This window comes from Phnomibacter ginsenosidimutans, from assembly GCF_009740285.1.
Classification (GTDB): domain Bacteria; phylum Bacteroidota; class Bacteroidia; order Chitinophagales; family Chitinophagaceae; genus Phnomibacter; species Phnomibacter ginsenosidimutans.
Genome location: NZ_CP046566.1, coordinates 251,094 through 265,150 on the forward strand (window position 1 = coordinate 251,094; position 14,057 = coordinate 265,150).

At 48.1% G+C, this 14,057-nt stretch carries 9 protein-coding genes and 1 pseudogene; 4 read left to right on the plus strand and 6 right to left on the minus strand.

The annotated features are described in order from the left end of the window. Positions 1-72: 72 nt before the first annotated feature. The 4 genes and pseudogenes from GLV81_RS01060 (at position 73) to GLV81_RS19745 (ending at position 5,161) form a co-directional block, all read left to right on the plus strand. Entirely contained in the window at positions 73-1,026 is a 954-nt protein-coding gene (locus GLV81_RS01060) for a carbohydrate kinase family protein (protein WP_157476052.1), read from the plus strand. Between the two features lie 7 nt (positions 1,027-1,033). Next, positions 1,034-2,980 carry an alpha-amylase family glycosyl hydrolase gene (locus tag GLV81_RS01065; protein ID WP_197428823.1) on the plus strand — a complete coding sequence of 649 codons (1,947 nt, stop codon included), beginning with the start codon at positions 1,034-1,036 and terminating at the stop codon, positions 2,978-2,980. A 70-nt stretch (positions 2,981-3,050) separates the two neighbouring features. Further along, positions 3,051-4,501: pseudogene (locus GLV81_RS01070) on the plus strand (glycoside hydrolase family 97 N-terminal domain-containing protein); the annotation flags it as partial. Between the two features lie 273 nt (positions 4,502-4,774). Continuing rightward, positions 4,775-5,161: a glycoside hydrolase family 97 C-terminal domain-containing protein gene (locus GLV81_RS19745; protein WP_246186410.1), complete on the plus strand. Its 387-nt coding sequence runs from the start codon at positions 4,775-4,777 to the stop codon at positions 5,159-5,161. A gap of 64 nt (positions 5,162-5,225) precedes the next feature. Here GLV81_RS19745 and treF read toward each other — a convergent pair whose 3' ends face one another. From treF to GLV81_RS01100, 6 genes are all read right to left on the minus strand, one after another. Beyond that, positions 5,226-6,842 carry an alpha,alpha-trehalase TreF gene (treF, locus tag GLV81_RS01075; RefSeq protein ID WP_246186162.1) on the minus strand — a complete coding sequence of 539 codons (1,617 nt, stop codon included), beginning with the start codon at positions 6,840-6,842 and terminating at the stop codon, positions 5,226-5,228. A 133-nt stretch (positions 6,843-6,975) separates the two neighbouring features. Continuing rightward, positions 6,976-8,529 carry a vanadium-dependent haloperoxidase gene (locus GLV81_RS01080; protein ID WP_157476058.1) on the minus strand — a complete coding sequence of 518 codons (1,554 nt, stop codon included), beginning with the start codon at positions 8,527-8,529 and terminating at the stop codon, positions 6,976-6,978. Between the two features lie 145 nt (positions 8,530-8,674). Then, positions 8,675-9,601: a hypothetical protein gene (locus tag GLV81_RS01085; protein ID WP_157476060.1), complete on the minus strand. Its 927-nt coding sequence runs from the start codon at positions 9,599-9,601 to the stop codon at positions 8,675-8,677. A 195-nt stretch (positions 9,602-9,796) separates the two neighbouring features. Next, a complete protein-coding gene (locus tag GLV81_RS01090) occupies positions 9,797-11,119 on the minus strand; it encodes a vanadium-dependent haloperoxidase (RefSeq protein ID WP_157476062.1) in 1,323 nt (440 codons plus the stop codon). 98 nt (positions 11,120-11,217) lie between these two features. Beyond that, entirely contained in the window at positions 11,218-11,772 is a 555-nt protein-coding gene (locus GLV81_RS01095; RefSeq protein WP_157476064.1) for a hypothetical protein, read from the minus strand. 56 nt (positions 11,773-11,828) lie between these two features. Then, positions 11,829-13,865: a kojibiose hydrolase gene (locus GLV81_RS01100; protein ID WP_157476066.1), complete on the minus strand. Its 2,037-nt coding sequence runs from the start codon at positions 13,863-13,865 to the stop codon at positions 11,829-11,831. Positions 13,866-14,057 lie beyond the last annotated feature (192 nt).

Genomic DNA, 14,057 nt, shown 5'->3' on the forward strand with positions numbered 1-14,057 from the left:
GGAGGGGAACTAAAGGGGAGGTAAAAAAGAAAATAATTTTTAGCGATTACATTAAGCAATTAATCTGCAGGCATGGCAAAAGTTTTGTGCATAGGAGAAGCGCTGATTGATATGATTTGCACCGACAAGGGCAAACCATTATCAGCTGGCGAAAACTTTTTGAAAAAAGCAGGCGGTGCCCCGGCCAATGTGGCTGCGGCCATTGCGGCGCTGGGCGGCAGCGTAGACATGACCGCCAAAGTAGGTGTCGATCCATTTGGGCAACACCTCGTAGAGATGCTGCATGACATGGGCGTAAATACAAGGTACGTGTTTCGGGATGCAGCGCATTTTACCACGTTCGCTTTTGTGTCGTTGATGGAAAATGGCGAACGTGATTTCTATTTTAATCGTGGTGCCGATGGTCAGTTGAGCATTGATGATTTAGCACAGATTAACCTCGATGAATTTTCCATCATTCATTTTGGCAGCGCCACTGGTTTGTTGCCCGGGCCATTGCAGGCGGCATATGTACACCTGCTGCAGCAGGCATTGCAACGAAACATTTTGGTAAGCTTTGATCCAAATTATCGGGAGCTATTGTTTGGGCACAACAAGCCTTCGTTTGTAGAGCAGTCGTGGCCATTTTTAAAAGCAGCACATTTTTTCAAACTCAGCGATGAAGAAGCAATGCTGCTCACCCATACAAATACTGTTGAAGAAGCCGCTGCGCATTTGTTGCAAACTACCAGCGGTGTATTTGCCATTACCCTTGGTGCTGCAGGTACTTTGCTGGGCATCAACGGACAAACGCAACTCATAGGTAGCATACCCGTGAAGCCCGTGGATACAACCGGTGCCGGCGATGCTTTTGTAGGTGCTGTGCTCTATCAGTTATCGCAGCTATCGGCGCAAGAGCAACAATCACTGGATGCAACAGCATGGCAACAAATTGTACGCAACGGCAACAAAGCCGGAGCCCGAACCTGTGAGTACATGGGTGCCATGGAAGCTTTTAAACATCTCAACAAAAACATATTCGGATAAAGAAATCATGTACAACCATCCCCTTCATCAGCAGGTAAAAGAAGTGTTGCAAAGTGCTGCTTTAAAAAATGCTAAGGCAGACAATGAAATGGCCGTGCGGTTGATAGCCAATGCTGCCGATATGCAGCAGCTGTTTCAGCAATTGTATGGCCACCGTGCCGATGCTGAAAAGCATTTTGCTGAGTTGCTGCAAACAGTTGTGACAGCACACAAACAACGCAGCGCTGCATTGCAAACACTGGATGCAAGTAAGCAAACGGCAGAGCCATGGTTTATCAGCAACGAGTTGGTGGGCATGAGTTTGTATGTCGATCGGTTTGCGGGCAGCTTACAGCAGCTGGAACATAAACTGGATTATCTGGACCGGCTGGGTGTAAACCTGCTGCACCTGATGCCCATTTTTGAAAGTCCTGCCAATGAAAGTGATGGTGGTTATGCGGTGTCTGATTTCAGAAAAGTAGATGCCCGTTTTGGCACCTTGAAAGACCTGCAACAGTTGCAGCAAACCTTGCAGCAGCGGGGCATGTACATGATGCTGGACATTGTGCTCAACCATACGTCGCATCGCCACGAGTGGGCGGAGAAAGCCAGGCAAGGCGATCCATTTTACAAAGACTTTTTCTACTTCTTCCCCGATCGTACGCTGCCCGATCAATACGAACAAACCATGCCGGAAATTTTTCCGGAAAGTGCCCCCGGCAGTTTTACATGGGTGCCCGAACTGAACGAGTGGGTGATGACGGTATTTCACAACTACCAGTGGGATTTGAATTATAGTAATCCTGCAGTGTTGGTGGCCATGCTCGATACGATTTTCTTTTACGCCAACTTGGGTGTTGACGTACTTCGGATTGATGCACCAGCATTTATCTGGAAACAATTGGGCACTACGAGTCAAAATTTACCACAGGCACATGTGTTGTTGCGTCTCATCAAACTTTGTGTGCAAACCGCAACACCGGGCATGGCACTACTGGGTGAAGCCATTGTAGCACCTGCTGAAATCATGAAGTATTTTGGCACCGACAGGTTTACTGCCCGGGAATGTGATTTTGCATACAACGCTACGCACATGGCATTGCAATGGGATGCCATTGCTACCGGCGATACAAGAGTGATGCTGGCGGCACAGCACGAATTGTTGCGTAAACCATATGGTACTTCCTGGATTACTTACACCCGCTGTCATGATGATATTGGGCTGGGGTATGATGATTACATGATACATGCGGCAGGCTTCAATCCGTGGGAGCATCGCCGTTTTTTGAAAGATTATTTTTCGGGTGTGTATGAGGGTTCACCTGCTAAGGGTGCCTTGTTTGCCGTGAATCCGAAAACACAGGATGCCCGCATCAGTGGTTCGCTGGCTTCGCTTTGTGGTTTGGAAACAGCACTCCGCAACAACGATGCCGCTGCTATCGACATGTCGCTGCGCAAAATTGAACTCATGCAGGCGCATCATTTTTTCATGGGTGGTTTGCCCATGCTGTTTTATGGCGATGAAATTGGTTGCATCAACGATTATACTTATCTCAACGATAGTGGTAAGAGTTACGACAACCGATGGATGCATCGGCCCATGATACAATGGGACAGCATCAACATTGATGATACAGCAACTGTGGCAGGTAAAGTATTTGCCGCTACACAGCAGTTGATTGCTTTGCGCAAACAATTGGAAATCGTTTCCGATAGAAGTAACCTGGAATGGATGACGCCGCACAACATACATGTGGCGGGTTATGTACGGCATTTGCCCAATCGGCGTTTGTATTGCGTCTTCAATTTTTCAGATAAAGATGCCTGGCTTACCTGGTATGCTTTTCGGGAAAAGGGCATGCATTTTTCCCGCATGAAAGATCATGTGTCGGGCCAGCAGTTGCCCGTAGGCAGCGACAGGGAATACCTGGTATTGCCTGCCTATGGATATATGTTGCTAGAGGGTGTGGAGTAGGAGCAGGTATGATTTTCGACAGCAAAATGCCGCCTGATATTTTATTGCTTCGTGCTCTAAAATATTCGCTATGCGACGCATCATATTGCTGGCTTGCTGCCATCTACTGTTGCTGTGGGCTAAGGCACAGCCTGCAGCGGTTACGGTTGCTTCTCCCAACAACAACATACAGCTTACCATATCGCTAACGGCAGATGGTATACCACAATACACGGCTACCTACAACGGCCAAACTTTTGTTCAGCCTTCGGCAATGGGGGTGGAGCTGGCAGATGGGACTAGTTTTGGCAAACAGTTGCAATGGGTGACAGCTGAAAAGACAAGCCACAACAGTAGTTGGCAACCTGTATGGGGTGAAGAAAAATCGATTGTAGATGTACACAACGCTTGTACAGTTACGCTGCAAACAAATACTTCGCCGGCCAAAAAAATGCTTATTGAATGCAAGGTGTTTAATGATGGCATTGGCTTCCGATACAGCTGGCCCCAACAAGCGGCACTCAATCATTTTGTTATAAAAAAGAATTGACTGAGTTTGCACTCACCGGCAATCACAAAACCTGGTGGATTCCCGGCGATTACGACACCAACGAATACACTTATTTCACCACTGCATTGTCAGATATTGATGCTACGCAATCCGCCAGCTTTTCTGAGATTGGTGTAAAAGTTCCTTTTTCGCCACATGGGGTGCAAACACCACTCATGATGAAGTCTGCCAATGGTTGGTACATTAATATTCACGAAGCTGCATTGGTGAACTACCCTGGCATGCAACTGGATCTCAGCAAAAGCAACTACACCCTGCACGCCCATTTGGTACCCGATGCAATTGGCAATGCTGCTTATTTGCAAGCCCCTGCAAAGTCGCCATGGCGTACCATTCTCATTAGTAATAAAGCCACCGATTTGTTGGCATCACGTACCATTCTCAATCTCAATGAGCCTTCTGTTATTAAAGACCCTTCGTTTATAAAGCCCGCCAAATTTGTAGGCGTGTGGTGGGAGATGCACGTGGGCACTAGTACCTGGGATTATGCAGGCACACAGGACGGCAGTTTTGATAAATCGACCTGGAAACCCAGTGGAAAACATGGAGCCACTACGCAAAACATTCAACGATACATCGACTTTGCTGCTAAGTATGGTTTTGATGCCGTATTGGTAGAAGGATGGAATACCGGTTGGGAAGACTGGTACGGCCAGTGGAAAGAAAATGTGTTTGATTTTATAACACCCTATCCTGATGTTGATTTGCAGACATTGCGCCAATATGCCGCTGCTAAAGGAGTGAAAATGATGATGCATCATGAAACGAGTGGTAGTGTAACCAATTACGAACGCTACATGGATACAGCGTATAGATTGATGAAAAATCTGGGCTATGATGCAGTCAAAACAGGATATGTTGGAAAAATCATTCCCCGGGGAGAGCATCATGATGGGCAATGGATGGTCAATCATTTCAACAGAGTGGCACAAAAAACAGCCTCGTACAACATCATGCTCGATGCACATGAACCAGTAAGACCAACGGGTATGCACCGCACTTATCCTAACTGGATGGCTTGCGAAGCAGCCCGTGGTAATGAGTTCAATGCATGGAGTGTAGGCAATCCGCCGGAGCACGAAACCATTTTACCATTTACACGACTCATGGGTGGCCCCATGGATTATACTCCCGGTATTTTCGAAATAAAAATGAACTACTGGGATAAAAGTAAAACTACACAAGTCCATACTACGTTAGCAAAGCAGCTGGCCTTGTATGTTACCATGTATAGTCCATTGCAAATGGCTGCCGATTTGCCTGATGCCTATGAGCGGCGCCTGGATGCATTTCAGTTTATCCGGGATGTAGCGGTGGATTGGGATGCTTCCTACTATCTTGAAGCGGAGCCGGGCGACTATATTTCTATAGCCCGTAAAACCAAAGGCAAAAACGAATGGTTTATTGGTGCTATTACCGATGAACAATCTCGCATGGCCAATCTGTCACTGAGTTTTTTGCCCAAAGGAAAACGTTACAAAGCCATCGTTTACAGGGATGCAGAAAATGCCGATTGGCAAACCAATCCAATGGCATATACCATTGAAACCAAAATAGTACAATCAGGGGATGTGCTGTCGCTTCGCCTGGCGGCTGGAGGTGGCTCTGCTGTTCATATTATACAGCAGTAGCAACAGATGCGATAATCTAAAAGGAGAGCTGATCAACGGCTCTCCTTTTAGATTAAATAATGGGCTACTGTGTTATTCCATACTTCTTCATCAGCGCCAGGAGCACACCGTTGGTCCAGCCGAAACCGTCCTGCGAAGGATATTCACCACCGCCTGCATCGAGTTGCGTGTTCACCACATTGTACTTTTCCATGAGCTTACCGGTGCGCATAAATACAGCTACGTTGAGTTGGCACCAACGTTGGGCAATGTCTTTGGCCAATGCTTTTTCATTGTTGCGGTCCAGCGCCCAAATGCTCATCCACTGCAGCGGTGCCCAACCGTTTGGCGCATCCCACTGCTGATGGCTACTCACGGGTGTAGTCAGCACACCGCCATCTTTCAGTAAATGGTTTTGCAATACTGTTTTTGCGATTGCCATTTTACCTTCTAATGCTTGCATGGGTAACAATGCAAAGGGGAACATACCAGCTGCAGTAATGCGTTCAAGCTGCGTCTGGTTGGCAAAATGATAGTCGGCATAGTAGCCCAGCGTTTTGTTCCAGCAATATTTGTTGATGAGCAATGCCCGTTTGTTGGCCTTTTTGAGAAAGGCGGTGCTTTGTGCCTGCACGCCACTCAACTGATACGCCCGGGCAATGACAACTTCCAGTTGATACAACAAACTGTTGAGATCCACCGGAATGATGTTCGTCGTTTCAATGCTGTGGATGTGTTCGCCATCGGCAAACCATCGGGTGCTGAAATCCCAGCCACTGGCTGCACCAGCCCGCAGGTGGCGGAAGGCATTCGACCGCAACTGACGCCGCATTTTATCCGCTGCTTGTTGCGACGCAAAACGCATGGTCATCATTTTGTTCATCGCAAATGTATCAGCCGTTAGCATGTCTTCGCGGTAGCTTTCTTGCCGTGGTGTAGCGTTATCATCCCAGTAGCGGTTGAGTATTTCATCTTTGCCCAGTTTTACCACCGCAAACTTTGCGTTGCCGGTGGTTACACTATCGCTGCCCCTCATCCAGTATTGATACTCTTTCAGTAGGGCTGGCAAATATTTTTTGTACACGTCTTTGCCTTTGATGCCTGCCAGTAATTCTACCATCAATGCAAAAAAGGGCGGCTGCGAACGACTTACATAATACGACCTGTTGCCATTAGGAATGTGGCCATAGGTTTGTATGAGGTAGGCAAAATTGTCAATCATGTTTTCGATGGTTTGCACCTCGCCACTTTCTTTCAAACCCAGCATGGTAAAGTAAGAATCCCAATAATAAATTTCGCGGAAGCGGCCACCGGGAACGATGTAGGGATGTGGCAAAGGCAACAAAGATGAAGCCCCCTTGCCCCCGGCGGGGGAAATAGAATTTGGTTCTCTTTTCAATACGCTCCACAAATTTTGGATGTGCATCACCACATCTTTTTCCTGCGTTACATAATTGAGTTGTGGTGTAACGGGCAGGTTGAAATTATCGGCCACAAATTTTTTCAAATTCATGTTGGGCCCTTTTTGCAAACCATAGTCATACATAATGTCTTTCACCGGTCGCTTGGGTGTGCAGTCCACAAAGGTTTTGCCATCAGGAAAGATGCGCTGCATTTGCACTTCGTGAAACAAGTTGCCATACAACTGATCGGGCGTAACGATGGGTTGTGCAGCAACGGAAAAGCCGGTTATCAGGGCCATAGCAAGGGCAATGTTTTTCATAGGTCAGGCATTCGATAGATAAGCCATGAAGGTAATGTATGTAAGGGGCAATAACACAACAGCATGGGCCGTATTGCCCATGCTGTTGTAAAAAGATGAGAGAGAAAAATGTTTACAGACCGGCGCCGTCGGCTTTGCCTCGTTCTACTGAAAAGCCGCCCACACGGTTGCCGCAAACCAATCCTTGTTCGCAATCGCTACGGTAGTGAATGGCGCCGTACATGCGGCTCACACTCGCTTCCTGTGCCATGGCTTCATAGTCGTTTTTGCGTTTGCTGTTGAGGTAGCTTAGCACTGTGGCGGCAGATCCGCTAAAGGTGCTGTGGCCACTGGTATACGAAGGAAAGTTGGGTAAGCCCACCACCGTTTTTATCCTGTTATCCATTTGAAACGGACGCGGATTGAAGTAAGTGTATTTAGCATCCCAACATGCCACCGCAGCATCCATCATGGCGGTATTGAGCAATGCGAGATTTCGGGCCCATCTTACTTCGCTCAGTTGCATGCCCACAAAGTCTTCGCAGGCAATGGCATTCCAATGGCCGGGTGGTGTGTAGGTACCTACACCATCGGCCCAAAACTGCGCAATGCGAATTTGTTCCCGACTTGGATTTTTGGCATAGTTGTAAATCTCTTCCAGCTCTTGTTTGAACTGCGGGCTGCTGGTACTCGGTGGCGCCGGTGGACGAATGGCTACCAATGTAGCGCTATCGAAATTCCAGGTGCGTACTTTGCCAAAATGCATGAGCATACCGGGTCGCTTGGGGCTTTCCTGGCTTATCCAAGGCACTTCACCACGGGCAATGGTGGCTTGGCGCATCGCATCTTCTATCAGCAGGCTGCCTGCTGCTTGCCCGGCACGGTCGGCACGGGCACGTGCCACAAACTTGAGGGCTACTGCACGGCCCAATGCATAACCCGCATCCAGATCGCTGCGAACATTGGCACCACTGGCCAGGCGGCTTTGCAAATGCTCATTGATTTTGTCTTGCACAAATGCCTGCTCACCCGGAAACAACAGCTTCATCATTTCCCACATCACACCAGCTACAGTAGCATCTTCGCTGGGAAAGCTGGGTAGGTTGCTGGTGGGTACTAACGCTTGCACAGTTGTGTTCACGTTATACGGTGCTGCACGGTTATACAATTTTTTGTAATGATAGCAAGCTACCAATGCATCGTAGGTGGCTGCACTAATGTAGGCATAGGCTCTGGCTGCATAGGGTGGATTGCTGAAAGGAAAGTAAGGATAGGCCAATGGATTGTTGGCATCGGGTGCAGGGTACACACCATCTGCATTGTTCACCGGTGGCAGGTTGTACTTGGCTACCAATTGGCGGGTAAGCTCATTCCAACGTAGCACCGCTCCGGCACTCCAGTATTGCAAGGCTTCTTTGTCATGCCCTTGCATGGCCGCTTGCACACTTTTAATCTCATTGATTTGTGCGGTGTAATCTGGCCCTGTAGGTGCCGCAGGTGCTGCTACGGCTACTTCATCTGGTGCAGTGAGCAAAATGGTTTTCCAAGTGCCTGCATTGATGTCGGTTCGGGCAGGTTGTAGTGCAGGAAATTGTTGGCTTACATCGGTCACTTCTTTGCTGCAACCGACCAGCAAAAGCAAGCAGGCCAGCAAGGCAGATGATGTAAAGGATATTTTTTGAGGCATGGTAATTTGGTTGAGTTTTTTTGAAACAAGCAGAAGCAATACTATCAGCTTCGTTGTGTCTCCCGATAGCTATCGGGACCCTTGTGCTACAGTGCATGTAGCATCAGGCAACGAAAGGAAAGGATTACACAACTGATGTGCTTCATCATTTTTTTGTGTTGTTGTTTTTTCCAAACTGAAAAATCCAGGCAAGGCCGGCGTACAGCGTGGTGCTTTGCCCCATGTTGCGTCCGGCGATGGTATAGTTACCACCAGCCAATACAGTCAAGGGTTTCAGGCCCACTTCCTCTTGCTTAAAGTGTACACCAACTCTGGTCGCATTCATGCGGTTGCTGAGGAAGGGCATGTTGTTTCTCGTCATGTCGAAACCACCTTGCGTGGTCATGTTGTCGAGCACAGCTTCGGCTACCATTTTGTTGGTACGATAGCCGAGGCGCAGGTTCCACTGCGTTACGTCGGGCATGGCTACCTCATTGCTGTAATGCATTTGCGTGGTGTAATACGCCGTTCTGTCGAGCTGCACATTGCTGCGCAAAACATAAGTCATGCTGGCAGTAGCAAACCAGTTGTTGCGGATTATATCTACCATCAATCGGGCATGGCCATTGGTGCTGCCCATGCCAATGCTGAAAGGCAACATGTCTTTGCTGTAATTGCTGAGCGGTGTGCTTACACCGAGCAAGCCTATCACTGATAGTTGTGCTTTGCCTAGCTGCTTTGTAACGGGTTTGTATTTCAGCCAGAGGCTCCCATCCTGAAAGCCCCGCTGTCCTTTCCATTGGCCGGCACTCGGGTTGGTGATGACGTAGGGCAGGTTGTAAAACACGGCCACGTTTTTGCGAATACCATACATGCCCATGAGGCTGATGGATTGTGTGGTAACAGTTCCAAGGTTGGGATTGTCTCTTTTGAGAGTGCCTTCCCAATAATTGTTCCAGCTGTTGTGCATATACATAGGGCCGGTACACAATTGGCCTTTGCCCATAAACAGGGCATCGATATCCATTTGAGCCTGCAGGCTATGTGTTGCACACAGCAACAGGCATAGTATGCCCATGCGTATGTGTTGCATGATGTTATTTTTTCTGATGGATGAAGAGAGAAAACAAACGAATGACTGACCCGATTGAACGGTGAACGATACATGATGATGGTGGACATACATACATGTACGTTGTATACTTGTACAAGTGCCACACGCATAGGCGGATGCTACATGTACGGGACCAACCAGCAGGGCATTACACCCATTTGTTTTCTGTAAAAACTACTTTTTCATGTGCAGCTTGCTTACCACAAGCTCACCTACTTTTTTGCCGTAATCGGTACTTACCAGGCACGAAGGATGAAAGTGAATACCACCATAAAAACGGGCCAGGTTGTTTTCTTCCGCAGCATGCCGGAACGATTTGAAGCTGCGGCTGTCAATGCCAAATTCCAGTTCGGTAGTATCGGTATAGGCGAAGTTGTCGCCAAACACTTTTGTCAACGCTTCAGCGGCTGCAGCACTGGTGGTGCTGTGGCCACAGGTGTACTCGGGGAAAGCCGGTGTTTGCAACAATGGCCGCCATTCCGGATCAATGTATTTATTGATGATGGTTTCGGGCCTAGCATAGTTGCTGCGGTATTTTTCATCCCAGCATTGGATGAACGCATCAAACTTGGCAATGGCCGTAATGGCGTATGCATACACGGTTTCGGCAAAATCAACTTTTGCTTTTTGCGCAGCAATGCCCACAATGCCCATCCAGTGGCCGGGAGGCGAAAACTTTTTGGTGCTGAACATGACGTGACCGCTAACGTTCAGTTTAAAAGGGTTGTCGTCCCAAAACCAGGCAATGTGTTCTTCTTCTTTGGTCATTGTTTTGCTACTATCATAAATGGCCATTACTTGTTTGTAATAGGGGCCATTTTTATCGTCCATGTTGAAGGGTGCAGGTGGCGGTGGTGTAAACTGGTTGGCACTGTCCATCACCAACGGACGAATCATGCGCCAGTTGGGTTCGGCAGCATCGGCATACATGGGTGGCGTAGGTACCCAACGGCCGGGCACATCCATCACCGTATACTTTTGTGCACCTCTTGTTTTGGCATAATTGTCGCCTTTGCTCCAGGCAATGAGTGCTTTGGAAATGGTGTCAGCAAAAGCTACACTTTGTGTTTCTTCTTCTTTGGGCAATCCTTTGTCACGGGCTATCTGCAAAATGCTGTCGCGGTAATCCTTCATGCTGCCTTCGGGAAACGTAACCGCTTCGCCTACTTGCATGAATGCCAGCATGGCTGCCAGTTCAAAATTTACTTTATCGCCCTGTGGTTTGGGCATGGCAGTCAAATCATTGATTTGGCCGGCCAGTGAATTGAATCTGGTAGGATTGCCCGCTGCCATTACTTCGTATGCAGCAATGGAAGCATAGGTGTAGTTACGAGAGGCAACAATGGGTGGAAAGTTGTTGCCCATTACCACGCTGTTGAGTTCGTGCACCACCTGGCTAAACAGTTGCGGATTGCTCAGGTAGGTTTTGTATTCAGTAGAAGAAGTACAGCTTGCCAAAAACACAATGGCCAGTACTCCGCCAAAAAGCTTTTTCATAATGTCGATCGATAGTAGAATAAAACAAGAAATAATGATGCATTACACAATGCATCAGGCCGCTGCAAAGTAGACAGCCGGCAAAAAGCAAAACATGATTAAGATTGGCTTTCCGGAGGAATGATGATGCTGCCAATGACCAGTTGCTGATGACAGCCCGGCTCTTTGGCGATGGGCGAATGTTGGGCGGCTACCCAATGTGCCAGCGACCATTGATTGCTGGCATCGTCGTAGTCGCCAATGTAATTGCTTACGAAAATTGAGGTTGATTTTTTGCTGTTGCCGGCATGGTCGGCATCGTAAGCCAGTTTGAAAAAGGCGTCCCGTGCATTGAGTACGGTTTGCTTTTGTGTATTGGGCAAGCAGCGAACATACATGCGGCCGTTTTCCAACTTGCGTTCTACATAGCGGTAATGAATGCCATCAATCACCACATCACCTTCAAAGTGCTCCCAGTTGCCCCAATTGGTGGCGTATGGAATGTCCATGGCAACACTCATCTCAATCAATTCCTCCGGTGCAAATTGGCCTTCATCAATACGAGCTTGTGACTGCACATCGGCACGGTGCTGCAACCAACGGGTGAGCCCCTGATAGCCTACACTGTTAAACAGTAGTATGCCCAATATTCCTATGGCAGCTAGTCGTTTCAATTAAAAGCAAAATAGGTTTTTTATCAGTAGCAAGCCCGATTTTGTTTATGGCATTTTTACTTCACTACAAAAGTTTGTTTGTTGGGTCCAACGCCAGTAATGGTAAGGCTTTTCCAATGGGATGGCAGCAGGCCTTTTTGTTGCACAATCCCGTTGTCGGTTATTTCCAGTCCACCAAAACCCATGAGTACACTTTGCAAAATGCCGCCGGCACCGGTAGCAAAATAAGGGTTGGTGCCGCCCTTGGTTTCGGCAATTACTCTGAAGGGCGGATTGAGGTTGGGCAGGTACGCATCTTTAAACCAATACCAGGCTTTGTCGGCATTGCCTAAGCGGGCATGCAGCAGCGTAAATACAGCTTGCGTCATGGCAGGTGTGCCCTCGTTGGGTACCCGGGCACTGTAATAGTCGAGGTCGGCTTTTATTTGCTTCGGGTCGGTTACTTCTTTCAGCGGATAGGCCAGCAGGTTTACATCCGCCTGCTTGATGCCTTCGCCTTTGTACGCTTCATGTTCTTTGGTAATGCCATTTTCCCGCAGGATGGGAATGTTGCTTGCCACATGTGCCCAATCGCTATTGGCAGGTATGCCCAGTAATGCAGCTGCTTGTGTAGCAAACTGCAAATTGGCTTTTGCCGCGGCATTGGTAAAAGCATTGTTGTTCACGTTTTCGGCCCACTCATCGGCAGCCACCACATTGTTGATGTCGTAGTGACCAGGTCCGTTTCGCTCTACTCTCGATGCCCAGAAGTCGGCTGTTTCTTTCAGGATGGGCCAGCCTTTTTCTAGTAGCCACTGTTTATCTTGCGTTACACGGTAATAATTCCATGCAGCAATGGCTACACATGCAGTAATGTGTTGTTCAAACGGGCCGCTGAGTGCCCACACCGGTGTTTCTTCTACGCCTGTTTCGGCACTCTCCCAAGGAAACATAGCGCCTTTGTACCCTTTGCTGAAAGCATTGCGTTTGGCCGTTTCCAATCTTTTAAAACGATACTCCACCATGCTCTTGGCAATGGCGGGTTGCATTACCAGCAAGGCAGGATACATCCACAATTCGGTATCCCAAAACACGTGGCCGTTGTAGCCCAGTCCGCTCAGGCCCATGGGCGATGGAGAGAGAGCTGTACCCTCACGGGTAAATGAATACAGGTGATACAACATGCTGTGAATGTCTTGCTGACTTTGTGCATCGCCTTCAATTTGAATGTCGCTTTTCCATAGCTCTTGCCATGCTTGTAAATGGCGCTGCAACAAGCGGTCGCGGCCTTCGAGTTTGGCAAAAATGGTGAGGCGTTCTGCTTCATTCAGCGGATCATCGTGATGCGCCGAAGTGATGGAAGAACCTGTGATGGAGAAGCGATAGGTTTCGCCGGCTTTCAGCGTTTTGCTAAACTTCATCAGGTGCATGTTGTTGTCCCACATTTCATGAATCACCCGTGGTTCGTGGCCATGTGCTTCGCTAAAAATGAAACTGTTGCTGGCACACATTTGCATTTTGCCCGTGGGGCTTTGGGCAGATGAGGTGAGCAATGAAATGACCACATGCGGCCGGTCGATTTCGTTGTAATAGTTCTGTACGTTTTTCAGCAAATCGGGGGCTGCCATTACACTGGCGGCATCCAGTTGAATGTCTTTTTTCGGGGTGATGGTGACGTCCATCAACACGGTGTAAGGCAAATGCCGCAAGGCATAATACGTGTAGCTGATGCTGGCTTTATCGGCATGATCAAACCTGCCGGTAAAAGCCGCCTGCTGCATGTTGAGCTCTTGGGTAAAGTTGCTGATGTTGCTGGCATCAATGCTGCGGCCATCAATTTCTACCCGCATGTTCAGCAGGTTGAAACTGGGGATGAAATTGCTTACCCGTCCACGGCCATACGTATCGTATGCACCGGCCAGCACTACGTCTTTTACTTTGAAAGGTTCCGGAGCACTCACAATACCAATCATGCCATTGGCAGCCGTAATACCGTAGTAATTGGAAGCCTGAATATTATTGGCCGAAATTTTCCAGGGGTCTTGTGCAGCCAACGGTTGGCTGTTGGTAGCAAACAACAACAAGGCCGTAACGGCATGCAGTAATTTTTTCATAGCAAGCAATAACTGGTTCAGTTGCTAAAGTAATACAACGGTTTTCTGTAAAACGAATTGGCTGTTCTTTACAAAAAAGATATTGTTCACTGCAAAGGTTTGAAGACAGCAACCCAATGAGAACCGCATACGCAACCATGCAGCATTGTATATTCGACATTCGAAAATGTTGCTGTTGAATTAAATCGTTTG